The 21,894-nt window shown below is 70.9% G+C and carries 27 protein-coding genes; 3 read left to right on the forward strand and 24 right to left on the reverse strand.

All coding sequences use genetic code 11. The features are described 5' to 3' along the window. Position 1: 1 nt before the first annotated feature. Positions 2-442 (reverse strand): chemotaxis protein CheW, encoded by a 441-nt coding sequence (locus M3M55_RS08760; protein WP_249009125.1) that lies wholly within the window; start codon positions 440-442, stop codon positions 2-4. Between the two features lie 82 nt (positions 443-524). Here M3M55_RS08760 and M3M55_RS08765 point away from each other — a divergent pair, with 82 nt between their 5' ends. Continuing rightward, positions 525-1,598: a glycosyltransferase gene (locus M3M55_RS08765; protein WP_249009126.1), complete on the forward strand. Its 1,074-nt coding sequence runs from the start codon at positions 525-527 to the stop codon at positions 1,596-1,598. Here M3M55_RS08765 and fliN read toward each other — a convergent pair. From fliN to M3M55_RS08880, 23 genes are all read right to left on the reverse strand, one after another. Further along, the gene (gene fliN, locus M3M55_RS08770) at positions 1,550-1,876 is read right to left on the reverse strand and encodes a flagellar motor switch protein FliN (RefSeq protein WP_249009127.1); all 327 of its coding nucleotides are present in this window, start codon (positions 1,874-1,876) and stop codon (positions 1,550-1,552) included. The genes M3M55_RS08765 and fliN overlap by 49 nt on opposite strands. Continuing rightward, the gene (locus M3M55_RS08775) at positions 1,876-2,271 is read right to left on the reverse strand and encodes a flagellar basal body-associated FliL family protein (protein WP_249009128.1); all 396 of its coding nucleotides are present in this window, start codon (positions 2,269-2,271) and stop codon (positions 1,876-1,878) included. Before M3M55_RS08775 ends, fliN begins: the two co-directional genes overlap by 1 nt. Further along, positions 2,268-3,143 (reverse strand): flagellar motor protein MotB, encoded by an 876-nt coding sequence (locus tag M3M55_RS08780; RefSeq protein ID WP_256469003.1) that lies wholly within the window; start codon positions 3,141-3,143, stop codon positions 2,268-2,270. Before M3M55_RS08780 ends, M3M55_RS08775 begins: the two co-directional genes overlap by 4 nt. 1 nt (position 3,144) lies before the next feature. After that, a complete protein-coding gene (locus M3M55_RS08785) occupies positions 3,145-3,963 on the reverse strand; it encodes a flagellar motor protein (protein ID WP_249009129.1) in 819 nt (272 codons plus the stop codon). A gap of 40 nt (positions 3,964-4,003) precedes the next feature. Next, complete coding sequence (locus M3M55_RS08790; protein ID WP_249009130.1) at positions 4,004-4,267, reverse strand: flagellar FlbD family protein; 264 nt, start codon at positions 4,265-4,267, stop codon at positions 4,004-4,006. Positions 4,268-4,294: 27 nt separating this feature from the next. Next, on the reverse strand, positions 4,295-5,230 hold the full coding sequence (locus M3M55_RS08795) for a flagellar hook-basal body protein (RefSeq protein WP_249009131.1): 936 nt from the start codon (positions 5,228-5,230) through the stop codon (positions 4,295-4,297). Positions 5,231-5,312: 82 nt separating this feature from the next. Then, a complete protein-coding gene (locus tag M3M55_RS08800) occupies positions 5,313-5,708 on the reverse strand; it encodes a TIGR02530 family flagellar biosynthesis protein (RefSeq protein ID WP_249009132.1) in 396 nt (131 codons plus the stop codon). After that, a complete protein-coding gene (locus M3M55_RS08805) occupies positions 5,705-6,226 on the reverse strand; it encodes a flagellar hook capping FlgD N-terminal domain-containing protein (RefSeq protein WP_249009133.1) in 522 nt (173 codons plus the stop codon). Before M3M55_RS08805 ends, M3M55_RS08800 begins: the two co-directional genes overlap by 4 nt. Before the next feature lie 25 nt (positions 6,227-6,251). After that, positions 6,252-7,160 (reverse strand): flagellar hook-length control protein FliK, encoded by a 909-nt coding sequence (locus M3M55_RS08810; RefSeq protein WP_249009134.1) that lies wholly within the window; start codon positions 7,158-7,160, stop codon positions 6,252-6,254. Between the two features lie 608 nt (positions 7,161-7,768). Continuing rightward, positions 7,769-8,224 carry a flagellar export protein FliJ gene (fliJ, locus tag M3M55_RS08815; RefSeq protein WP_249009135.1) on the reverse strand — a complete coding sequence of 152 codons (456 nt, stop codon included), beginning with the start codon at positions 8,222-8,224 and terminating at the stop codon, positions 7,769-7,771. 50 nt (positions 8,225-8,274) lie between these two features. Beyond that, the gene (locus M3M55_RS08820) at positions 8,275-9,618 is read right to left on the reverse strand and encodes a FliI/YscN family ATPase (protein WP_249009136.1); all 1,344 of its coding nucleotides are present in this window, start codon (positions 9,616-9,618) and stop codon (positions 8,275-8,277) included. Beyond that, positions 9,611-10,243 carry a FliH/SctL family protein gene (locus M3M55_RS08825; RefSeq protein ID WP_249009137.1) on the reverse strand — a complete coding sequence of 211 codons (633 nt, stop codon included), beginning with the start codon at positions 10,241-10,243 and terminating at the stop codon, positions 9,611-9,613. The genes M3M55_RS08820 and M3M55_RS08825 overlap by 8 nt, the downstream gene beginning before the upstream one ends. Beyond that, on the reverse strand, positions 10,243-11,328 hold the full coding sequence (fliG, locus tag M3M55_RS08830) for a flagellar motor switch protein FliG (RefSeq protein WP_249009138.1): 1,086 nt from the start codon (positions 11,326-11,328) through the stop codon (positions 10,243-10,245). The genes M3M55_RS08825 and fliG overlap by 1 nt, the downstream gene beginning before the upstream one ends. A gap of 9 nt (positions 11,329-11,337) precedes the next feature. Then, a complete protein-coding gene (gene fliF, locus M3M55_RS08835; RefSeq protein WP_249009139.1) occupies positions 11,338-12,882 on the reverse strand; it encodes a flagellar basal-body MS-ring/collar protein FliF in 1,545 nt (514 codons plus the stop codon). Further along, positions 12,883-13,227, reverse strand: coding sequence for a flagellar hook-basal body complex protein FliE (locus M3M55_RS08840; protein WP_249009140.1), 345 nt, complete (start codon positions 13,225-13,227; stop codon positions 12,883-12,885). Beyond that, positions 13,224-13,706 carry a flagellar basal body rod protein FlgC gene (flgC, locus tag M3M55_RS08845; RefSeq protein ID WP_249009141.1) on the reverse strand — a complete coding sequence of 161 codons (483 nt, stop codon included), beginning with the start codon at positions 13,704-13,706 and terminating at the stop codon, positions 13,224-13,226. The genes M3M55_RS08840 and flgC overlap by 4 nt, the downstream gene beginning before the upstream one ends. A 9-nt stretch (positions 13,707-13,715) precedes the next feature. Further along, positions 13,716-14,075 carry a hypothetical protein gene (locus tag M3M55_RS08850; RefSeq protein ID WP_249009142.1) on the reverse strand — a complete coding sequence of 120 codons (360 nt, stop codon included), beginning with the start codon at positions 14,073-14,075 and terminating at the stop codon, positions 13,716-13,718. Between the two features lie 65 nt (positions 14,076-14,140). Continuing rightward, a complete protein-coding gene (locus M3M55_RS08855; protein WP_249009143.1) occupies positions 14,141-15,289 on the reverse strand; it encodes an HD-GYP domain-containing protein in 1,149 nt (382 codons plus the stop codon). Positions 15,290-15,300: 11 nt separating this feature from the next. Next, positions 15,301-15,636, reverse strand: coding sequence for a hypothetical protein (locus tag M3M55_RS08860; protein ID WP_249009144.1), 336 nt, complete (start codon positions 15,634-15,636; stop codon positions 15,301-15,303). Next, on the reverse strand, positions 15,636-16,010 hold the full coding sequence (fliS, locus tag M3M55_RS08865; protein WP_249009145.1) for a flagellar export chaperone FliS: 375 nt from the start codon (positions 16,008-16,010) through the stop codon (positions 15,636-15,638). Before fliS ends, M3M55_RS08860 begins: the two co-directional genes overlap by 1 nt. 50 nt (positions 16,011-16,060) lie before the next feature. Further along, on the reverse strand, positions 16,061-17,539 hold the full coding sequence (fliD, locus tag M3M55_RS08870; protein ID WP_249009146.1) for a flagellar filament capping protein FliD: 1,479 nt from the start codon (positions 17,537-17,539) through the stop codon (positions 16,061-16,063). Next, entirely contained in the window at positions 17,520-17,786 is a 267-nt protein-coding gene (locus M3M55_RS08875) for a hypothetical protein (protein WP_249009147.1), read from the reverse strand. Before M3M55_RS08875 ends, fliD begins: the two co-directional genes overlap by 20 nt. A gap of 122 nt (positions 17,787-17,908) precedes the next feature. Continuing rightward, the gene (locus M3M55_RS08880; protein WP_249009148.1) at positions 17,909-20,092 is read right to left on the reverse strand and encodes a glycosyltransferase family 2 protein; all 2,184 of its coding nucleotides are present in this window, start codon (positions 20,090-20,092) and stop codon (positions 17,909-17,911) included. Between the two features lie 250 nt (positions 20,093-20,342). Between M3M55_RS08880 and M3M55_RS08885 the strand changes: the two genes are divergently transcribed. Together M3M55_RS08885 and M3M55_RS08890 are read left to right on the forward strand one after the other, a co-directional pair. Further along, complete coding sequence (locus tag M3M55_RS08885; RefSeq protein WP_249009149.1) at positions 20,343-21,149, forward strand: sigma-70 family RNA polymerase sigma factor; 807 nt, start codon at positions 20,343-20,345, stop codon at positions 21,147-21,149. 55 nt (positions 21,150-21,204) lie between these two features. Then, entirely contained in the window at positions 21,205-21,894 is a 690-nt protein-coding gene (locus tag M3M55_RS08890) for a flagellar hook-basal body protein (RefSeq protein WP_249009150.1), read from the forward strand.

The raw sequence follows: 21,894 nt of genomic DNA on the forward strand, positions 1-21,894 counted from the left end.
GTCAGGCCGCGACGAGGTGGTCCTGAGGGGCAAAGATCGTCGAGGGTCTCAGCAGGACGACGAGCCGGTCCCCGAGTTTGGCGATCGACTCGATCAGCTCGCTGTCGGCGCCGGGCACCTCCTCATATCGGTCCGCCTCGACGGTGAGGACCTCCTCGACCTCGTCGACGATCACCCCGGCGATCTCCGTGCCCGCCTCAACGATGACGATCTTGGTGATCTCGGTGAGACCGGCCTCCAGGCCGAGCCGGGCGGCGAGGTCGTAGACGGGGACGATCCGGCCGCGCAGGCTGATCACCCCGCGCACCCATGGGATCCGGGAGGCGACCGACCGCGGTTCGTTGTAGCGGATGATCTCGTGCACCTGCTCGATCGGCAGCGCGTACTGCTCGGACCCGAGGGTGAACACGACAAGTTGGCGGGCGCGGCTGGCGTCGGGCATCGGTCGTCCTTCTGTGAACGGTCATCGCGCCGGTCTCGGTGGCGCTTTCCCCCGGTGTTCGGCGCGAGCGACGGTTGCTTGAATGACCGGACCCGTGTGCCGCCCCCTGTTCACCCCGTCTTTGCCGCGCCGGCCGCGTGTGATCGCCGACGGCTGGTACAGCTGGGTCGGGCAGCCGGACGGGCCCCATCCGTGGACGGCCCTCACCGCCGTGCTCGCCCGGCTCCCCGAGCCGGTCGCTCGCTGGTTGCCCGCGGCCGGGTGGCGGCGCGGCCTTGTCCTCGCCGGGCTCTCCGGGTGGGCGGATGCGGTCGCCGTCAACCGCTATGACCCGGGGTGGCGGACGCTGTTGATCTCCCGGGCGCTGCTGGGCCGGCGGCGCAAGCTCGTCGTCCTGCAGTTCTTCGATCATCCGCCGCGCGGGTGGACCGGGCGGCTGATCGCCCGCGTCGAGTCGTGGGCGCTGGGCCGCAGCCTCGCCGTCGCTCAGGTGCTCACGCCCGCCGAGCGTGCGGTCTATCCGTCGCGGTTCGGGCTCGAGCCGGATCGGTTCGTCCTCATCCCCTTTGCCGCCCGGGTGAGTGAGGTGGGGACACCGCCGCCCCGGCCTCGCGCCGCGGGCCCGGTGCTCGCCGCCGGCCGCGCCCACTGTGACTGGGAGACGCTGTTCGCCGCAGCGGCCGGCCGTGGCTGGGACCTCGAGGTCGTCGTCGGCGCCGCGGACCGGGTGCGGGTCGAGGCCCTCAACGCGCAGACCCGGGCGGGGGCGCACATCAGCGTCGAGCTCGACGCCGACACCGTCAGCGCACTGCTCGACCGGGCGACGATCTCGGTCATCGCCGTCACCGACGGGCTCGTCGGGCGGGGTCACATCCGCCTCGCCGCGGCGACGGACGCGGGGGCGGCGATCGTCGCCTCCGACGTGCGCAGCCTCGAGGGGTACGTCCGCGCGGGAGTGACGGCCGAACTCGTCCCGCCGGGCGATCCGCTCGCCCTTCGTCAGGCGGTGGAGGGCCTTCTCGCCGCCCCCGAGCGGCGCGCTGCGCTCGCTGGCGCGGCGTTCGCCGCGGCGGAGGTGTGGACGGGCGCGCGCTACGTCGCGGCGCTTCAGGCACTCGCCTCGGCGGCGGCGACGACGGCCGTCGCCACCGGCTGAGGCTCCTCGCCGCCGAGGACGTCGGTCACCCGCAGCCCGAACTGTTCGTCGACGACGACGACCTCCCCCCGGGCGATCGGCGTGCCGTTGACGAGCAGGTCGACGGGCTCGCCGGCCATCCGGTTGAGGGTGACGATCGAGCCCTGATGGAGTTCGAGCATCTCCCCGACGGTCATCCGGGTCCGCCCGATCTCCACCGTCACATCAACCGGGACGTCGGCGAGGCGGCGCAGATCGCGGACGCCGCCGAGGTCACCGTCGTGGCGTTCCGGGCTCATCACTGCACCGCCAGGTTGGTGAAGTACACCCGGGTGACGACCGCATTCGTCTCCCCGTTGATGTTCTCCATGATCCGGTGCTCGAGGATCGACCGGCCACGGGCGGAGATGAGCGCGGCCATCGGTTGGCCGGTCACGTCGTTGGTGACGATCGAGGAGATCACCGGCTCATCCGCCGGCCCCCCCTTCACGGTCGCCGGCAGCAGCAGCGCGACGCTGAGGGTCGCGTAGTGGCCCCCGGCGAGGTTGAGGGTGAACTGGCCCGGGAGCGCCACGACGTTGCCGACAAGCTTGAGCGGCGGGGCGGGCTTGTGGGGGAGGACGAACGCGTAGGCCCCGACGCCGCCGACGGCGAGCAGGAGCACCGGCAGGAGGATGAGGAGTTTCTTCTTCATGGCTGGGTCTGGGCGAGGTCGGGGTTGATGCGTTCGAGCACGATCTCGACACGCCGGTTCTTGGCCCGGCCGGCCGCGGTCGCGTTGGAGGCGACCGGGAACTGATCGGCGTAGCCGGCCGCGCTGAGGCGATCCTCGGGGACGCCGCGACCGATCAGATAGCGGACGACGGTCGTCGCCCGGTCGGTGGACAGCTCCCAGTTGGAGGGAAACTCGACGGTGTCGATCGGGACATTGTCGGTGTAGCCCTCGACAACGATCGGGTGGCGCTCGGTGTCGAGGTTGAGCAGACGGGCGATCTCATCGAGCAGGGGCAGTCCGGCCGGTTGCAGCGACGCCTCCCCTGAGGCGAACAGCAGCTTGTCGGTGAGCACGGTGATGACGAGGCCGCGGCGGGCGACGACGGCGTTGACCTGGTTGGCGAACCCGTGGGCTCGGGCGTAGTTGTTGATCCGGCGAGCGAGCGCGAGCAGGCTCTCCTGTTCGAGCTGGGCGGCGCTGAGGGCGGCCTTGAAGGCGAGCATCTGGGCGACCGTGGAGGGCGCGGTCGGCGTGATCGAATGGACCGCCGACCCCTCGGTCGCCGGCACGAGACTGCGGGTCGGGGTGGCGGCCGAGCCGCTCTGGAGGATCGAGGAGCCGCCGGAGAGGACGTGGGCGGGGGAGAAGGCCTCGCGCAGCGACTTCTGCAGGTACTTGAACTTCGACGTGTTGACCGAGGAGATCGAGAACAGCACCATGAACAGGGCCATCAGCAGGGTGATCATGTCGCTGTAGGTGAGCAGCCAGCGCTCGTGGTTCTCGTGCTCGCCGACGTGGCGGTGGCGGGACTTGGGGCGCTGAGCCCGTGCCTTGGCGCCGGTCTCGGACATCTCAGGCCGCCTCAGCGACGCGGCGGTCCTGAAGGCTGGCGACCGGAGTGGCCTCCTCCTCCTCTGCGTTGCGGGCCATCGGCGCGACGTAGGAGGAGAGCTTCTCCTCCACGACGCGCGGGTTGTCGCCGGCCTGGACGGCGAGGATCCCGTCCATCGTCAGCGTGCGCAGAGTCAGTTCGCTCGCCGACAGTCCCTTGAGCCGGTTGGCGACCGGCAGGTAGACGACGTTCGCCGACCCGATCCCCAGCAGCGTGGCGACGAAGGCGGTCGAGATCGACGGTCCGAGGGTCGCCGGCTGGGAGAGGTTCTGGAGGACGTGGACGAGACCCATCACCGTGCCGATGATCCCCATCGTCGGGGCGAACCCGCCCGCCTTGTCAAATGGGGCGGCGCCCGCCGTGTGGCGGGCGAGCATCCCCTCGATCTCCGCCTCGAGCACCTCACGGACAAGGTCGGGATCGATCCCGTCGACGACGAGCTGCAGGCCTTTGCGGGTGAACTCGTCGTCGATCTCGCGGATGCGATCGTCGAGGGCGAGCAGCCCCTCTCGCCGGGCCTGCTCGGCGAGGGAGACCATCAGCGCGACCCGTTCCCGGGTCCCGTCGGGCGGCGCGCGGAAAGCGATCTTGTAGAGGGCGGGGATCTCCCGCATCGACTCCCAGCCACAGCTCGCCATCGTCACGCCGAAGGTGCCGCCGAAGATGATCAGGAAGGCGGGGATGTCGATGAATGAGGCCGGACTGGTGCCCCCCATCAGCGCACCCATCAGGATCCCGGCCGTGGCCACGGCGATTCCGATGGCACTCGATGGCTTCATGTTCTCAGTAGTCGGCCCGAAGCCGAGAACCTTCAGGGGGTCATCCGTCGGCGGCCGGACCGACCTCGGTCAGCTCGCTCAGCACCTCGATCACGCGGGGGTAACGTTCGATCGCGCGGGCGAGGATCGCCGCCCGGTACAGCGACACCTTCTCCACGACGCGCCCCACCGGCTCGGCGACGACGATCTTGGTGCCGGTGGTGAGGGTGATCACCGTGTCCGGACTCGCCTCGACCGTCACGATCAGGTCCTGGTTGAGATGGAACTCCTCGGCCTGGTGGCCGAGCCGGTGCAGCGCGATCATGGTCGTGTCTCTCTCTGAGGTTCGGGATCAGGGGGCCATCTGGATGAGCGTCTGCATCATCGTGTTCGCCGTCGTGATGACGCTCGAGTTCGCCTGGTAGCCGCGCTCCGCCTCGATCATGTTGGTGAACTCGGTCGCCATGTCAACGTTGGACTGCTCGAGTTCGCCGGAGATCACCTGGGTGTTGGCGAACCCGCCGTTGTCGGCGACCCCGTACTGGGCGGCGCCCGAGTTCGGTGAGGCGCTCCACTGCGTCCCCGCCTCGCGGTTGAGTCCCGCCTCGTTGGGGAACGTCGCCAGGCCGATGTAGCCGGCGGTGACCGTCAGTCCGTTGTTCGGGTCGCCGACGATGTTGTCGGTGTAGGTGACCTGGCCGCTCGGGCCGATCGACACGTTCGTCGAGCCGGGCGGGATGTAGATGTAGGTGTTCGGGGTGGCGGTCGTGCTCGTCGGCGGGGCGGTGAAGCCCATCACGTACTGGCCGCTGGCGGTCGTCAGGAACCCCTGGGAGTCGGTGGTGAGGTTTCCCGCCCGGGTGTAGCCGTAGGCGGTCGGGAAGGTGCCGGTCCCGACCGCGGTGGCCGGTGAGCCGGAGGCGACCGTCTGGGTGAACGTGGTGCCCGACCCGGTCTTGGGGACCGCCGGCGTCGCCGTCGAGTTGCCGACCGTGAGGAACCCGTCACCCTGGATCGCGACGTCGAGCGCGTTGCCGGTCGACTGCAGCGAGCCCGCCCCCATGATGTTGTCGATCGAACCGACCTGGACCCCGAGGCCGTACTGGACTGGGTTGGTCCCGCCGTTGTTGGCCGTCTGGCCCGAGCCGCCGTTGATCAGGGTCGCCAGCTCGGACTCGAACGTCGTCCGCTGGGCCTTGTAGCCGATCGTGTCGACGTTGGCGAGGTTGTTCGCGGTGACGTTGAGCATCGTCTGGTGTGCCTCGAGGCCGCTGATGGCCGAGTACATCGCTGGCATCATCTGTGCATCACTTCCTTTGTCTGAGAAATGACGGCTTCCCGCATGGGGTCCAGCCGCACTGGGTGGGGATTCACGCGATCACCGCGCTGTCGATGTTGGTGAACACCTGCGAGCGCATGTGCTCGGGTCCGACCGCCGTGATGACGGTGTTGTTCTGGACCGAGGCGACGAACGCCGTCCCGTCCACGAACACGACGGAGTTGCGGGCGCCCTTGTCGGCCGCCCGGGCGATCCCGTCGCTGAGGCGCCCGAGGGTGGGGCCGTCAAGTTCGATGCCACGTCGGGCGAGCCGCTCGAGCGCGTGCTTGGAGAACGCCGGTCCCTGCGCCTGGGCGAGCGTCGCGGCGAAGCTCGGGCCCGACCCGGAGGTGGGTGGCCCCGTCACCGGCTGACGGCTCGGTGACGGGGAGCTGACCGGACCGAGGCTCGTCGAGAGGAGCGCCGGGTTGACGGGCAGTTCGCTCATGCGGTCGTGCTCCCGCCCGTCGTGCCGGTCGTGCCGCTCGACGTCGACGTCGACGTGCCGGTCGACGTGGCCGGCGCGGTGACCGCCGTGACGCTCGCCGGGGTCACGCCGGCGATTCCGTTGACGGTCAGGGTCGGGCCCGCGGAGGTGATCTGCACGCTCTGGACGCTCCCCGACAGCTTGGCGCCGGTGCTCGGGTCGGTGTAGTTGACGGTGTCCCCGATCAGGGCGACGGCGCTGGCGACCGCCTGCTCGGAGGCGGTCTGTGAGGTCGACTGGGCGGTGTTGGTCTCCTGCTCGACCTGGGTGAGCTGGGCGAGCTGGGTGAGGAACTGGGTCGGATCCTGGGTCGAGGGGTTGGTCGGATCCTGGTTCTGGAGCTGCACCATCATCAGCTGCAGGAACTCGTTGGAGTTGAGCGCCGTCGCGCTCGGGTTGGCGAGGCTCGTGCCGCTCGTGCCGCCGATCGCCTGACCGTTCGTGCCGGTGCTGATGACGGGGGGGGTGGTGACGCTCATGTCAGTTGACTCTCTTTCGGTGGCTTCAGACGAGCACGTTGACGAGGGCGCCATCCGACAGGGTCACCGTCAACGGTGCGCCGGAGGGTTCCTCCCCGTCCGCCGTGGCGGCGTGCCCCTGCGGCGACTCGGGGTGACGCGGGGTGGTTCCGCCCCCCGCGGTGCCCCCCCCGGCGTTGCCCGGGTCGGGCTGCCCGCTGTGGGAGACATCGAAGCGGAGCAGGGGGGTCCCACCGGCCTCGAGCCCGCGGCGCAGTTCCTCGGCGCTCTGGAGCAGCGCCTGAGCCGCCTCCGGGTGGTCGGCGCTCACCCGGGCGACGAGTCCAGCGGTCGTCTGGGTGAGGGTGATCCGGATGCCACCGAGACTGGCCGGCGCAAGGCTGATGCGCGCGACGCTCACCCCGTGGCTGTGCATCGCCGTCAGCGTCGCCGAGAGCGCCTCACCGGCGCGGGAGAGTGGGACCGCGGCAGCGGGGCTCCCGCCGGTGGTGGGGGTCGCCGTCGCCGACGTGGGGGTGGAGAGCGGCGCACCGGGGTTCGGCTGGTCCTGGCCCGCGTCGGCGTGGCCGCCGCCGGGCCCGCCGCCGGACGTCCGGCCGGGCTCCGCGCCGGCGATCGCCGCACCGATCGTACGGGCGGATCCCGCGCCGCTCACGCGCAGCGCCCCGAGCGGGCCGGGCCGGGCCGGGGCGGGGATCGTCGCCGCGGCGGTGGGGGTGGCCGTCAGTGATCGGACGTCCGGCGTGACCGGGTGGCCGATCGACCGGGTGGCCCGGTCGCCGGAGACGGGGCCGGCGGACGTCATCGCCGTACTCGTCGGCGGTGTCGCTGCCGTCGTGCGCGGGCTGAGCACCGTCGCGGTGAGGGCGCGTGCAGGGACGGCGCTGTGCGGCGGGGTGTCGGCGGGCATCGCCGCCGGAGCGGTTGACGCCACCGCGCCGGCGATCGACGGCGACGTCCCCGTGGCGGCCGGTGCCGGTGAACCGACAGCGGCTGGCGACACCGCCGCCAAAGCGGCGCCTGGCGCCGAGCCGGGCGCGGTGGGCCGCGGTGCGGCGGTCCTTCCGGGGTGCGCTGCCAGGTCCGATCCGACCGTCGCCACCGCACGCCCGGCGGGCCCGGAGTCGACGCCCCGGCTCATGGCGGGCGACGAGTGGCCTGCTGCGGCGGTCTCACCCGACGGCACGACGGTCGACGGGTGTCCGCCCGCGCCCGGCGCACCGGCCGGGGCGGTGTGGGGAGTGCGGAGGGGAGGGGAGGGGAGGGCCGGGAGCGCGGGCAGGTCAGCCCTGAGCGTCGCCGGGTTCGGCGTACCGGCGGCGGCTCGGTGCTTGTGGTGGGGGCCTTCCGCAGGGGCGGTCCGGGCCGTGGTGAGGAGGTGGGCGAAGCTCGGCGGAGCTGGCGGTGGTGCCCCGGGCGGCGCGCCGGAGCTGACCGATCCCGGGGATGCGGCGACGGTTCCCGGGCTCGCGTCGATCACGGGAGCGGGTGTGGACGGGGGCGCCGGGGCTGCCCCGAAGCTCGGGATGAGGGACGTCGGGCTCATGCGGCGGACCGCCGCCGGAAGCTGTTGAGGGCGATCTCGTCCAGCACGGCCCGCTCGGCCCGGTCGGCCTCACGACGGTGAGCGGCGAGGCTGCGGTCACGGAGACGATCGAGGGATTGGCGGCTGCGGGCAGCTTCGACGAGTCCGTCCCGTCGGCTCTCGACGACCCGCCGCTGCCCGGCGAGCGCCTCAACCCCGGAGGCGTGGATCGCCTCGGTGCGCTCGAGGTAGTTCTGGTGGGCCCGGATCGCTGCGACGTCGACGGGCCGGTCTGCGGCACCCGACAGCGCGGCGCGGGCGTCGGCGACCGCCGCTGAGGCTCCGGCGACCGTGTCTGCGGCCGCCTGTTCGGCGAGCATTGAGTCCGCGAGCGCCTGTTTGGCCTGCTCCTCGGCGCGCTCACGGAGAGCGCGGATCCGTTCCAGGCGGAAGCGGTGGGGAGAGGCGTCCATGACACTCCGGGTAGTCGGCCGTCGGCTCGCCGACTTGAGCGTCGGGGGTTTCATCCCTGCGGTCCGCCGCCCGCGAGTTCGGCCGCGAGCGCGCACAGTTGCGCGTCTGCCTCGTCCAGGTCGCTCGGCTCGTCGACGGACTGGCGGAGGAAGCCGTTGATCTGTGAGCTGAGTGCGACGGCGGCGTCGGTGAGCGGGTCGGTTCCGCGCACGTAGGCGCCGATCGAGATGAGATCCTGCTTGTCCCGGTAGGCGGCGAGCGCCGCCCGCAGCCGGTCACCGGCGGCCCGCAGGGACGGGTCGAGGATCTCGCTGACGAGGCGGGAGACCGAGGCGAGGACGTCAATGGCCGGGTAATGCCCCGCGTGGGCGAGGTCCCGGCTCAGCACGATGTGACCGTCGAGGATCGAGCGCACCGCGTCCGCGATCGGCTCGTTCATGTCGTCCCCGTCGACGAGCACCGTGTAGAGGCCGGTGATCGCACCCGTCGGCGCGGTCCCCGCCCGCTCAAGGAGGCGGGGGAGCAGGGCGAACACCGACGGCGTGTAGCCGCGGGTCGCCGGCGGCTCCCCGATCGCGAGGCCGAGCTCCCGCTGGGCCATGGCGAAGCGGGTGACCGAATCCATCATCAGCATCACGTGGTGACCCTCGTCCCGGAAGAACTCGGCGATCGTCGTCGCCGTGAACGCTGCCCGAATCCGGACGAGCGCGGGCTGGTCCGAGGTCGCGACGATCACGACGGAGTTCGCGAGCGCGGGACCGAGGTCGCGCTCGATGAACTCGCGCACCTCTCGGCCCCGCTCGCCGACGAGGGCGATCACGTTGACGTCGGCGGTTGTCGACCGGGCGATCATCCCCATCAGGGAGGACTTGCCGACCCCGGATCCCGCGAAGATGCCGAGCCGCTGTCCGACGCCGCAGGGGACGAGGGTGTCCAGCGCCCGCACGCCGAGGCCGACGCGGTCGCAGATCCGTGGCCGCGTGAGCGCGTCGGGGGGGGCCGCATCGGTGCTGGCGCGTCGGCGCCCGGCCGGTGCCGGGATGCCGTCGAGTGGGCGCCCGAGACCGTCGAGAACCCGGCCGAGCAGGGCCGGGCCGACCGACACCCGAAACGGGGACCCGGTGGGTGTGACCGGGGTGCCGGGACCGATCCCGCTCAACTCGCCGAGCGGCATCAGCAGGGTCCGGCCCGCTCGGAAGCCGACGACCTCACAGGGAATCGGGGCTCGGCGGGCGCGTCCGGAGTCCTCGCCGACGAGGCACAGTTCGCCGATCTCCGCGGTGAGGCCGCTCACCTCGAGGATGAGGCCGATCAGGTCACTGACGCGCCCCCGACGCTGTGCGAGGTCGGAGCCACGCACAGCGGCGGTCGCCCGCTCGAGCAGCTCAGGCATCCCGCTGGTCCGGGTCGCTCGGCTCGGGCTCGCGGAGGGCCGTCTCGACAACCTCACGGGCCCGGCGCAGCTGGGTCGCGACGGTGGCGTCGATCACCGCGTCCGCGGTCCGGACGATCACGCCCCCGCGGCCGACCCGTCGGTCGGACTGCACCTCGAGCGTCTCGATCCCCCCGAGGCCGGTCCGCAGCGTGCCGGAGTGGCTGACGACCAGTTCGAGGTCGTCGGGGTTGACGGCCACGGTCACGCGACGGCGGTCGGCGAGGCGGCGCAGCGCGGCCGCGCACACCTCGACGATCCGCTCGGGCTCGACGGCGATCGCCCCGGCCACGATCTGCTCGGCGATCGCGAGGCCGAGTTCGCCCGCCTGACCCTCAAGCTCGGCGACCGCGGTCGCCCGTTCCGTGACGAACGTGTCCGCGGCGGCGCTCAGCATTGCGAGCGCCGCGCGCGCCTCCGCCTCGAACGCCTCCCGGCCCGTCGCCTCACCCGCGGCAAATCCCTCGGCGTACGCGCGGGCCCGCACCTGCTCGGCCTCGGCCCAGGCGGCGGAGAGGACATCCTCGACCCGGTGGGGGGCCTCGCCCTCGAGCGGGGCGAACCGGTAGCGGGAGATCGTCGACATCAGAAGACGACGTCGGAGTCAGAGCGTGACAGCACGATCGAGCCGGCCTCCTCGAGGCGCCGCACGATCGCGACGATGCGACCCTGGGCCTCCTCGACGACACGCTTGCGCTGCGGCGGCTGGTACTCGATCTCCTCCAGCAGCATCTGGGCGCCACGTTCGGACATGTTCGAGAGGATCCGCGCCTTGACTTCCGGTGTGACCCCCCGCAGCGCGAGGGCGAGGTCCTTCTGGTCGGCTTCCCGCAGAATCAGCTGGATCGAGCGGTCCTCGAGCTTGGTGATGTCCTCGAACACGAACAGGAGGCGACGCACCTCTGCCGCGAGCTCTTCATCCGCCTCCGTGAGCGAGTCGAGGACGTTGCGCTCGGTCGGCCGGTCCGTGTGGTTGAGGATCTCTGCGAGTGACTTCACCCCGCCGGCCGCGGTGTAGTCCTGCTGGACCACCGAGGCGAGCTTGGCGCGCATCACCTCCTCCACCTGCTTGACGACATCCGGGCTCGTCTCACCCATCCGGGCGATCCGGAGCGCGATCTCAGCCTGTTCGGCCTCGGGCAGGTGCGCGAGCACCTGAGCGGCGAGGGTCGTATGAAGGTTGGCGACCACGAGGGCGACCGTCTGGGGCGCCTCGTTACGCAGGAACGTGACGATCTGCTCCGGCGGAGTCTTGCGCAGGAACTCGAACGGCCGCATCTCGATCACCGAGTTGAGCCGCCCGATGATCTCGGCGGCCCGCTCCGGGCCGATCGCCCGTTCGAGCACCTCGCGCGCGTACTCAAGGCCGCCCTGGGCGAGCGAGTCGTAGGCGATGACCGTTGCCGCGAGCTCCTCGATCACCGTGTTGGACGTTTCCGGGTCGAGGTGGCCGATCTTCGCCATCTCCAGCGACAGCGCCTCGATCTCGTCGTTGTGGAGGTGACGGAACACCTCAGCCGCCTTCTCGGGGCCGAGCGAGACGAGCAGCACCGCCGCCTTCTTGCGTCCCCGCACGGCGACCGCCGCCGTCTTCGTGCGGGCGATCGCCGGCGCGACTTTCGCTCCGCCGTTCGCGGCGGTCTCCGGCTGCTGGTAGAGCTCGACGGCCATCGGCGGCGTCTACTCCTCGCCCATCCACATCCGCAGCTGCGCGGCGACGCGGTCGGGCTCGCGGTCGACGAGGTCCTCGACCTGGCGCTTGGCGAGGTTGACCGGCGCGCGCAGGGCACCTGCCCGGGTTGGCGCGTCGAGCTGGTCGATGTCTATGTCCGAGATCGACCGGGGGCCCTCGAGCTCGCGCAGCCAGGTCGGGTGCTGATGCAGCCCCGCCTCCTCCCGGCGTCGTAGCGCCCGGGTCGTGAAGAGGAGGAAGAGGAGGGCGCCGACGCCGATCACGACGTACTTGGCGTCCGACAGCATCGCCGTCGGACTCGAGGCCGGGGTGCTCACCGGGACCTTGGCGAAGCTGATCCGGCCGACCGAGATCGTATCCCCGCGCTTGGCGTTGAACCCCGTGGCGTTCTCCACCGCCTGCTGGATCGAGGTGAGCTCGGCGGCGGGCACCGTGTTGGCGACGAGTACCGAGACGCTCTGATGGGTGAGCTGGCCGGGCGTGATCACCGTGTGGGCGATCGTCTTGTCGACCCCCCACAGTGTCGCGTTCGTCTTGTTGGCGTACCTGGACGGGCCGCTGTTGGCCGTCGCCGCATACGAGGGGATCTGGGTCTGCGTGGTCCCGGCGCCGCCGCCCGCGGCGCCCGCGGCGCTCCCGGTGAGCGTCTCCTGGGAGGTTGTCGAGGTCAGTGGCACGCCCTTGTTCGCGTAGGTCACCGAATCCTCGGTTGTCTGGTTCGTGTTGAGCTGGGCGTTGATCTGGACCTGGGCCTTGCCGGCCCCGAGGGTGGAGGCGAGCATCGCGTCGACGCTGGCGGCCTCCTGCTGGTCGTAGGTCTGCTCGGCCTGCTGGGCGGCAAGGAGGGAACTCGACCCCGACGCGCTTGCGCTCGTCGGCCACAGCAGGTCACCGTTCTGATCGGTGATCGTCACCTTCGTCGTCGACAGCGACGGCACGCTGTCGGCGACCATCTGGGCGATCGCGCGGACGGTCGTCGGGCTCGGCTGCTGGGTCGTGTTGAGCAGGACCGCGGCGGACGCCGGTGTCGCCGAGCTTGCGAACAGCTCGGTCGAGGGGTTGGGCAGGACGAGCTGGACCTGGGTCGAGTTGACGCCCTGGAAGTTGTCGATCGCCCCGTCGAGCTGCTTCTCCAGCGCCGACTGATAGCCGACCTGCTGCTGGAAGGTGCTCTCGCCCAGGCTCGAGCTGCCGAGGGAAAGGGTCGAGCTCGTCCCGGTGCCCGACAGGAGGCCGTTGGACGCGAGGGCGACCCGGGCCTGGGCCTGCTTGGCGGTCTCCACGGCGATCGCCGTGCCGCCGTTCTGCAGCTCGTAGGGAATGCCGGCGGTCGCCAGCGCGCTCGTGATCTTGCCCGTCTGGGCCGGGTTGACGCCGGCGAGCACGGTCGTGTAGCTCGGCGCGGAGGCGAGGCTCATCAGCAGGTAGACGAACAGGACGCCGACCATCGCGGCGCCGCCGACGGCGAGCCAGCCGCGCGGGGAGAGCTTGCCGGTGATCTGGGAGAGGTTGAGGTTCACGCCGGCGCTCACCTACATCTGGGTGGCGAACAGGGTTTGGGCGGCCGTGTCGAGCTGGTTACGGATCTGGGCCGCGTAGTCCATCGACAGGGCCGCGTTCTCCACCGTCGTGACCACCTGGGTCGGGTTGGATGCCTGACCGTCCGCGAGCTGGGTGGCCGCAGTGGAGGCGGCGCTCTGGCTCGTATCGAGTGAGCTGATCGCGTTCGTCAGCGCTCCGGCGAAGCTGCCGGAGCCCGTGCCGCCACCCGACGTCTGTCCGGGGGCGCCGGAGCCGAGGCCGGCGACGCCCGGCACCGAGCCGACGCTCCACTCTGACGGGCCGAGGGGGCCCACACCGATCGGGGGGATGATCACTTGAGCACTCCGAGGGTTGCCTGGTACATGGTCTTGGCGGTCTCCATCGCGGTGACGTCCGCCTGGTAGGAGTTCGATTCGTCGATCAGGTTCGTCATCTCGGTGACCGGCTGGACGTTCGGCTCGCGCACGTACCCCTGAGCGTTCGCCTGGGGGCTGGAGGGGTTGTAGACGAGCTGGTAGGGGACGTTCTCGGTGACGATCTGGGACACCTCAACCCCGCCGGCGGTGCCGCCTCCGTTGGCTCCGAGCAGCGCCTGGGCGGTCGGGCTCGTCCCGCCCGCCGCCAGCGCGGAAGAGAGCTGGCCGGCGAAGCTCGAGTCGCCGATCGCGCTCAACTCCACCGCCTGGGGCTTGTAGGGCTGGCCGTTCACGTTCGTCGTGTTCGCGTTGGCGAGGTTCTCGGTCGTCACGTCCATCGCGGTCCGCTCCGCGGTGAGGCCGCTCGCGGCGACGTTGATCGCGTCAAAGAAGCTCACGGCGATCTCCTAGGGTGCGCTCGTCGTGCTGATGGCGGTCTGGATGATCCCCTCGCGCGCCGCGGTGATCTGGGTCAGCTCCTGATAGAGCAGGGCGTTCTCAGCGATGTCGGTCTCGGTGAGGTCGGTGGAGACGCCGTTCCCGTTCGGGTTCACCACCTGGGCCTGGGTTGAGGGGGTGAAGCTCACCGACGTCGGTGACTGACCGGCGGCGAGCGCCTGGGCGAGGGTTTGCTGAAAGTTGACGTCCTGAGGCTGGAAGCCGGGCGTGTCGGCGTTCGCGAGGTCGTTGGTGAGCAGCGTCTGGCGCAGCATCGATCCGTTCATCGCGGATTCGAGCGCGAGCTGGGTCGAGTCGAGGAGGCTCACGTCCTGCGTGATCGGCCCGGCCGGCGCCGACTTGAGGCCGGCTCTGATCTCCGCGAGCCTCGGTCTCAGGCGGGGACGGTCGCCGGACGGGTCGACACCCGGCCCGCGCCCGGTGACAGGGCCTCGGGCCCGGTGGCGGCACCGAGGGCGACGACCTCCTCAGCGCCGTCGAAGGTCCGCACGAGCGGGGTGTCGAAGTGCCCCTCCTCCACCGACACGACGATCGCGCAGCGCCCGTCGGGCAGGGTGACCTCGCTCCCGGGGGGGTACGGCGGGACGACCGCGCAGAACGCGACGACGACGGCCGGGTCGAACAGCGTCCCGGCACCCTCGCGGATCACCGTGACGCCGTCCGCCGCGGGCCGGGCCGGGGCGTACACCCGCTCGGAGATGATCGCGTCGAAGGTGTCGGCGACGCCGGCGATCCGGGCCATCTCGTGGATCGCCTCCCGGGCGCGACCGTCCGGGTAGCCGCTGCCGTTCCAGCGTTCGTGGTGGCGCAGGACGACGCCCTTGACGAGCGGGCTCAGGAGATCAGTGGCGAGCAGATCGACGCCCATCCGCGGGTGCCGCCTCATCAGCGACCACTCGGCCGCGTCCAGCTTGCCCTCCTTGTGCAGGATCGCCCGGGGGATCCCCAGCTTGCCGACGTCGTGCAACAGGAGGCCCATGCCGAGTTCGCCGAGGCGGCTGTCGATCCGGTCATACCGGCGGACCCCTTGATGGTCGCACCATCCGTGGGTGAGCCAGTAGCGGCGGGCGACGACCAGGCCGACGGTGGCAACGTCGATCGAGTGCTGGAAGGTGTAGCCGTCGGCGGAGGCCATGTCGGCGAGGGCGAGGGACGCCGCCGGGCCGCATGACTCGAGTCGCTCGAGGATCCGGCCGACGACCTGCTGGAGGGTGAGGAGACTGTCCTCCCCGAGCGGTTCGTTGCGCTCAAAGGCCTGACGGGCGGCCCGGAAGGCGGTGGCGACCGCCTTCGTGGCGGCGATACGCGTGTCCTCGTCGAGCATCGGCTCGGGGCAGATCCCTTCGCTGATCGCATCCTCGACGTAGACGGCGTGCACCCCCAGCGCAATGAGACGATCACGCAGCCGGTCGGTGAGGCGAACCCCGCGGCGCAGCAGGGGAATACCCTGTGAGTTGCCGATCTGGACGTCCGCGCCGAGCAACGCGCCGTCCGTGACCCGCGAGGTGGGGATGAGGCGCACCGCTCCCCCGCTCAGGCCGACGTGCTGTAGTGGGGGCCCTCACCGGCCGGGCGCGTGTAGCGTCGGGCCGCCGCCCAGGCGCGGCGGTGGGCGCTTCGGCGCGCGGCGAGCACTGTGGCGAGCCGTTCGGTCTCGATCGTCACGCGGCTGTGCAGCGCTCGGGCCCGCAACAGCCACGGCTCGGCCGCATCGGGGGCGGGGGAGGGGAGGGTCATGAGGAACTCCCCTCGGGCGACCACGGCCGCTGCGAGCTCCTCGACGCGCCCCTGGCCGGCGAGCTCGAGTTCGCGCTCGAGCAGGGTGACGAGGCGAACGTAGGGGTCGATCGGAGGGGTCGCGGGGGCCATCACAGGCTGATCTGGGCCCAGGCGTCCCGCAGCGGCGCGAGGATCCGGTCGACCTGCTCGATCTCCTCCGGGTCTCGATGCAGCCGGGCGGCGTTGAGGTGCCGGAGGGAGAAGCCGTAGATCGCCGCGAGCTGCCCGGCGAGGGTGCCGCCGTGCTCGAAGTCGAGTGACGCGTTGAGATGGTTGATGATCAGCTCGGCGCGACGGAGCTTGCGGTGGGCATCCTCGATCTGGCGGTTGCGCATCGCATGGGCCGCCTGGAGGAGGAAGCGGTGAGCTCCGTCATAGAGCATCACTAGCAGCTGCGGTTGGGAGGCGGTGAGCACCGCCGAGGTCTGATAGGCGGTGTTGGTCGCGGGGGCGAGGTAGGACATCGTGTCCTGAGAGATCGGTCTGGGGGGCGCGAGCTTGAGCGGATCGACGCTCAGCCGCCGGTGCTGCTGGAACCCGAGGTCGAACCGCTGGAGCCGCTCGAGGACGTTCCTGTGTACAGCTGGCCGAGGTAACTCCCCTGGGCCCGGAGGCGGCTCAGCGTCGCCTCGGTGGCCGTCCACTGGGCCTGCATCGTCAGCTCCTGCTGGGCGAAGTTGGCCTGCATCTGCGCGTACTGGGTCTGCAGGTTCGAGGCGAGGCCGGTGTTGCCGGTGATCCGCGCGGCGATCGCCCCGCCCGGGCCGGCCTCCGCGTTGAGCATTCCCTGGAGGTTCTGTGACCACGCGGTGATCACCGCCTGGACGCCGCTCGGATTGGCGGCGATCGCGTTCTCCAGGGTCGTCGTGTCGAGGGTGAGGTCGCCGTTGACGCTCGCCTGGGTCGCCGATCCGGTGGAGGCGCCCGTCGTGATCCCGAGGTCGCTCATCGCCGCCATCCCGGTGGGCAGGCCCGCGCCCGGGGTGATCATCGCGTCGCGCATGCTCGCCATCAGGTTCTCCAGCTCGGGATCACCGAACAGCGACCCGCTGTTGGGGTTGTAGGTCCCCGGGTTGGCGGCGCTCGCCGGTTGTGTGTTGGTCGCGGACTGGAGCGCGTTCATCGCCGTGTTGTAGTCGTTGATGAACGCCTGGACCTGTCCGACGATCCCGGAGGTGTTCGGACCGGGCGCGTCCGCGGTGATCGTCACCGGGGTCGACCCGGTCACCCCGCTGAGGGTGAGGGTGACCCCGGGAATCGCCCCGGTGACCGTGTCCGAGGATGACGACGCTGCCGTCCCGTTGATCGTGTAGAGGGCATCCTGACCGGCGGTCGTCGTCCCGGTGCTGAGGTTCGCCGCATTCGTCTGATCGGTGGCCGAGACGGTGTACTGCGAGCCGGTGTTGCGGGATGAGAGGACGAGCTGGCCGGTCGAGGACACGGCGGCCCACACGGTCAGGCTGTTGGACCCGTTGATCTGCTGGGCGAGGGCGGCGGTCGTCGTCCCGGCCGCGACCGAGATCGTCTGGGCGGGGTCGACCCCGTCAGAGATCGACAGCGTGTCGGTCCCCGACGTCGGTGGCGTGTAGGTGAAGCTCGTCTGGGCGGCCGCGGCGAGCTGGCTGACCGTCACCGTCGTCGACCCGACCGGGACGCCGACCCCGTTGCTCGTCTGCGCGCTGACGAGGCTCGAGTCCGACGACGTGAGGTTCTGCACGTTGAAGAACGTCGACGGCTCGGCGAGCAGCTGGGCGTCCAGGGACACTGCCTGGAGGCTGTTCTGCAGGGAGGACAGGGTGCTGTCCTGGGTCTGGAGGCCGGTGATCTCGGCCTTCATGTTTGTCAGCGGCTGCTCGAGGACGGCCATCTCGGCCTGGATGAGCGCACTCGAGTTGATGCCGGACGAGAGACCGCTGAACTGAAAGATCCCGTTGGTGTTGGTGAGCGTCGAGCCCGCGGTGAGGCCGCCGACGCTAATCGGGCTGGTGGACATTGGCTGACATCCTTGTCGTGTCGAGTGGCTCGCCGTCCGCGAGGGCGAGCACCTGACTCGGTGTCAGCCCGGACAGCTCCGTGCCGTGGTGGTCGTGTAGGGTAAGGGCGAGCCGGCCTTCGCCGGCTCCTGAGGTGAAGCTGACGTGCAGACCCCGGCCGGCGAGGTCCGCGCTGGCGCTGAGCCCGCGCTCGATGGCGGCGAGCACCTCCGGCGGCGGGGCGGCGGGGAAGGTGTCGATGCTCACGGCGTCGTCAACCTCCGCCGCGGGGCCCGTCGGGGGCGTGAGCGGGGCGCCGACGTGCCTTCGGACCGCCGCGGGGGCGCCCACAGGCGGGATCGGAGGCGGGCCGCTGAGAAATGGTGCGCTCACTCTCTTGACTTATCGTTTGCGGGGGGACGGAACTTGAGCGCCTCGGCGGCGAACACCCGGGCGGTGTCGTCCTGGCCGTTGCGGCGGGCGACCTCCGCGAGGCCGCGCAGCGCGGCGGCGTCGGGCTGCGAGTCGACGACGGTCATCCACTCGCGCGCGGCCGAGCGGAGATAGCCGTGGCGCAGATACATCTGGGCGAGTCGCTCCCGGCGTTCGCGTTCCTCCAGGTCGGTCTCGCTGAAGCGCTCGAGCGCCTCGGCGAAGGCGGGAAAGTCACGGGCGATGAGCAGTGCCTCGAGCAGGAGCTCCAGTGCCGGGGGGTTGCCCGGACGCGCCGCTAGCACCGCCTCGAGCTGCGCCGCTGCGGCCTGAGCGGCCGCGGTGGCGCCGCCCTCCAGGAGGGCGGTCGCGATCATGAAGCGGATCATCGAATTGATCTCGTCGCCGAGGCTCGTCTCGAGCTCGTCGACTGCCGTCTCGGCGTCTGCGCCGGCGGCGAGCAGCGCGAGCGTGTAGGGCCGGTAGATCCCGAAGAACCCCCGGTGCGCGGCGGCGCAACGCCGTAGCCGGGTGAGCGCGGCGCCGGCGTCCCCGCGGCGCAGCTCCTCCTCGGCGAGGACGATCTCGGGGAGGAAGGTGCCACAGCCGACGACCGCCGTGTACCGGCTCGGGGCGTCGCCCATCTCGAGGCAGCGCTCGAGGTGGGCGACCGCCTCATCGCCGCGGCCGAGGTTGAGACAGGCGAGGCCCTGCTGATAGACGAGGTCGGTGAAGTCGGGGAAGCGGAGCAGGGCCTCCTCGGCCCGCACGAGGGCCTGCTCGGGACGGCCGCCCTGCCGAAGCGCGCCGACGAGCCGCCCGGCAAGTGCAGGGAGGTAGTGGCCGCCCGCTTCCGGCCCCGTTCCGGTGGCCACCTCCCAGGCTCGCTCGAACTCGGGGATCGCGGCGCCGAAGTTCTCCACGGCCATGTACTCAGAGCCGAGGTTGAAGTGGTCGAAGGGTCGGGGGGCCTGCCCGTCCGCGCGGGCGCGGAGGAGCAGCTCGATGTTGCGGCGGGACTTCTCCTTGGCCGCCCGGACCGATCCGAGGTATCCATAGTGGTCGATCCGGACGGTGGACTGGCGGATCCGCTCGGGAAGGTAGGTCGGGAGGGTGTGGGCGATCTGCTCGTGCAGGCGGCCGCTGAAGCGGTACTCGGGGCGGTTGCGGAACAGGCGCAGGGCGCTGTGGACGACCGCGACACCCGATTCGTCATGTCCGGTGAAGTTCGTCTCGTGCAGAAAGAACGCCTCGCGCCAGGTCTGGCGGCGCAGTTCCGCGAGCGCGGGAGCGTCCCCGGCCACGAGCACCTCGTCCGCGTCGAGGTAGAGGATCCAGTCTCCGGTTGCGGCCGCGAAGGAGACGTTGCGCGCCTGCGCGAAGGACCCCGTCCACGGGTGCTCGAGGACGAGCGCTCCGTAGTGGTGGGCGATCTCCACCGTCCCGTCCACCGACCCGGTGTCCACGACGATGATCTCGTCAACTGCCGACGCCACCGCCGCGAGGCAACGTCCGAGCATCTCCTCCTCGTCCCGCACGATCATGCACAGGCTGATCCGCAGTCCCGTCGCGGGACGGGCTGCGTCGGCGAGCGCGGTGGCGCGGCGCCCGAGTCCGACCAGTGCCGGATGCAGCGGCCGGCGCTGGCGGGCGCGGCCGCCGCCATGGCCGCGCAGTCGGGCTTTCACCCCGGAGATGTTCGTGTCGAGGTGGGGCAGCTCGGGATCGAGCCGGCGAGCGGCGAGGAACAGGGCCCGTGCGGCCTCGAGGCTCCACAGCTCATAGAAGATGACGCCCGCGTAGTTGAGCAGCACGGGCTCCGCGGGCTCGGGTTCGAGCGCGAGGACCGCCACCTCCGCGAGGAGCACGAGAATGTCGACGAGCGCCGCGCCCTCACGGACGGCGGACAGGCGGAGGCCGGCCTCGAGGATGAGCTTGGCGGTCTGATAGCGGCGTTGGGGGGTGAGGTCGGCGGCGTCGGAGACGGCGGCGAGGAGGTCCGCCCTCTCTCCGTGGGCGAGCGCGAACTCAGCGCGGGCGACGATCGCGCCGACTCGCTCGGCCTCGCCCGATCCGGCGGACTCACCTGGCTCGACGGGGGAGAGCGGTCCGGCGGGTCGCGGAGCGGAAATCTGGGTCATGCGCAGCGCCATTGCCCCGGTCATCGGCCGCGACGGGCCGTTCCTGAGCGCGTCGCACACGATCGTCAGGCCGCCGTCAAAAGAGTCCAGATCTCAGTCCACCGGCTGCGGGGTCTGCCGATGGACAAATGGACGGTTCAGAGCTCCCGGCCTCGTACCGATACCCCACCCGCGGAGCTTGCTCCTTTTTTGTGTGTGAGGGTGTGATGTGTGTGGAGAAAAGATGTGATGTGTGCCTGAGGAGAGACACGTGACGCGAGCGAAGACAGAACGGGCCTCCACCGAGTCGGTCCAGAAGCTCTGGGAGGAGTACCACGAGACCGCGGACAAGCGGATCCGGGACCGGCTCGTCCTGAGCCTGGCGCCGATGGTCAAGTACATCGTCTACCGCAAGGTCCGGGAGATCCCCGCCCGCTGTGAGGTCGAGGACTTCATCTCCTGCGGGTTGGAGGCGCTGATGCGCTCGATCGACCGCTACGACCCGGAGCGGGGAGCCACCCTCGAACAGTTCGCCTGGACGCGGATCCACGGGGCGGTGCTGGATGAGCTGCGTCGCAACGACTGGGCGCCCCGCTCGTTGCGGCGCGCCGAGCGCGACATCGCCGGGGCCCGGGAGAAGTTCGCCGCTCTCCACGGCCGCGCTCCGTCGCGCCGGGAGTTGAGCGGTGCCGTCGGCATCTCCGAGCCCGAGCTCGAGCGCCGCCTCGGGGACCTCAAGCGCTGTGAGGTGGGATCCCTCAACGTGCTCGTCACCGGTGAGGACGACACGACGATCGAGCGGATCGATACGCTGCGCAGCCTCGACGAGGGCGTCGACCCTGAGCTGGCCGCCGCGCGTGAGCAGGCCAAGGAGCGGTTCCGCGAGGCCTTTGACCGGCTCCCGGACCGCGAGCGCCAGGTGGCCGTCCTGCTCTACGTCCACGACTTCACGCTCCGCGAGATCGGCGAGACCCTCGGGGTCACCGAGAGCCGGGTCTGCCAGATCCACGCGCAGCTGCGCCGCCGGCTGCGCGAGATGCTCGCCGAGCACGATCAGCTGTTCTCCGAGGTCGCCTGAGAACCGTCGCAGCCGCGCTCAAGAAGGCGCCGACGCGGCCGACCATCGGGGAAGCATGGATCTCGGGTTGAACATCGCGGCCGCCGGCATGGTGGCCGAGCAGGTCCAGGTCGACCAGCTCTCCAACGACCTGGCCAACCTGCAGACGCCGGGCTATAAGCCGGCCTCCACGGTGCAGATGAGCTTCGGAGCGCTGCTGCTCTCGAACACGAGCACCGGGTCTCCGGTCGGGGCGATCGACTCCGGGGTCGCGGCGGCGCGCGGGGCGACCGATCTGACCCAAGGCACCCTTCATCTGACGGGACGCCCGCTCGACTTCGCCATCGCCGGCTCCGGATTCTTCGCCGTGCGCACCCCGGCGGGCGTCCAGTACACGCGCAACGGCCAGTTCAGCACGAACGCGCAGGGGCTCCTCGTCGACCAGAGTGGCAATCAGGTCCTCGCTCAGAACGGGGCGCCGATCCGGGTCGGGGCGACCAACACCGTGCCCGCCACCGCGCTCGGGGTCTTCGCCGTGGCCAACCCCGTCCAACTCGGGAACAACAACTTCAGTGGTGTGGCGGCGGGAGCCGCGACAGGCACCGTCCACGGCGGTGAACTCGAGGCCTCCGCGGTCGATGAGACGGCGACCTACACCCAGATGCAAGCCGACGTCGACGCCTACACCGCCGCTCAGCAGTCGATCGCGACGATCGGCCAGACCCTCGCCACAAGCGCCTCCACCGTCGGGCTGGTGAACCCCTGA

Origin of the sequence: Conexibacter sp. DBS9H8 (genome assembly GCF_023330685.1) — a bacterium.
GTDB lineage: Bacteria > Actinomycetota > Thermoleophilia > Solirubrobacterales > Solirubrobacteraceae > Palsa-465.

What these genes read in the sequence shown, in the direction of transcription:
- M3M55_RS08760 (WP_249009125.1), bottom strand. Translation starts at nt 442, where the DNA reads ATGCCCGACGCCAGCCGCGCCCGCCAACTTGTCGTGTTCACCCTCGGG.
- M3M55_RS08765 (WP_249009126.1), top strand. Translation starts at nt 525, where the DNA reads ATGACCGGACCCGTGTGCCGCCCCCTGTTCACCCCGTCTTTGCCGCGC.
- fliN (WP_249009127.1), bottom strand. Translation starts at nt 1,876, where the DNA reads ATGAGCCCGGAACGCCACGACGGTGACCTCGGCGGCGTCCGCGATCTG.
- M3M55_RS08775 (WP_249009128.1), bottom strand. Translation starts at nt 2,271, where the DNA reads ATGAAGAAGAAACTCCTCATCCTCCTGCCGGTGCTCCTGCTCGCCGTC.
- M3M55_RS08780 (WP_256469003.1), bottom strand. Translation starts at nt 3,143, where the DNA reads ATGTCCGAGACCGGCGCCAAGGCACGGGCTCAGCGCCCCAAGTCCCGC.
- M3M55_RS08785 (WP_249009129.1), bottom strand. Translation starts at nt 3,963, where the DNA reads ATGAAGCCATCGAGTGCCATCGGAATCGCCGTGGCCACGGCCGGGATC.
- M3M55_RS08790 (WP_249009130.1), bottom strand. Translation starts at nt 4,267, where the DNA reads ATGATCGCGCTGCACCGGCTCGGCCACCAGGCCGAGGAGTTCCATCTC.
- M3M55_RS08795 (WP_249009131.1), bottom strand. Translation starts at nt 5,230, where the DNA reads ATGTACTCGGCCATCAGCGGCCTCGAGGCACACCAGACGATGCTCAAC.
- M3M55_RS08800 (WP_249009132.1), bottom strand. Translation starts at nt 5,708, where the DNA reads ATGAGCGAACTGCCCGTCAACCCGGCGCTCCTCTCGACGAGCCTCGGT.
- M3M55_RS08805 (WP_249009133.1), bottom strand. Translation starts at nt 6,226, where the DNA reads ATGAGCGTCACCACCCCCCCCGTCATCAGCACCGGCACGAACGGTCAG.
- fliJ (WP_249009135.1), bottom strand. Translation starts at nt 8,224, where the DNA reads ATGGACGCCTCTCCCCACCGCTTCCGCCTGGAACGGATCCGCGCTCTC.
- M3M55_RS08820 (WP_249009136.1), bottom strand. Translation starts at nt 9,618, where the DNA reads ATGCCTGAGCTGCTCGAGCGGGCGACCGCCGCTGTGCGTGGCTCCGAC.
- M3M55_RS08825 (WP_249009137.1), bottom strand. Translation starts at nt 10,243, where the DNA reads ATGTCGACGATCTCCCGCTACCGGTTCGCCCCGCTCGAGGGCGAGGCC.
- fliG (WP_249009138.1), bottom strand. Translation starts at nt 11,328, where the DNA reads ATGGCCGTCGAGCTCTACCAGCAGCCGGAGACCGCCGCGAACGGCGGA.
- M3M55_RS08860 (WP_249009144.1), bottom strand. Translation starts at nt 15,636, where the DNA reads ATGGCCCCCGCGACCCCTCCGATCGACCCCTACGTTCGCCTCGTCACC.
- fliS (WP_249009145.1), bottom strand. Translation starts at nt 16,010, where the DNA reads ATGTCCTACCTCGCCCCCGCGACCAACACCGCCTATCAGACCTCGGCG.
- fliD (WP_249009146.1), bottom strand. Translation starts at nt 17,539, where the DNA reads ATGTCCACCAGCCCGATTAGCGTCGGCGGCCTCACCGCGGGCTCGACG.
- M3M55_RS08880 (WP_249009148.1), bottom strand. Translation starts at nt 20,092, where the DNA reads ATGACCCAGATTTCCGCTCCGCGACCCGCCGGACCGCTCTCCCCCGTC.
- M3M55_RS08890 (WP_249009150.1), top strand. Translation starts at nt 21,205, where the DNA reads ATGGATCTCGGGTTGAACATCGCGGCCGCCGGCATGGTGGCCGAGCAG.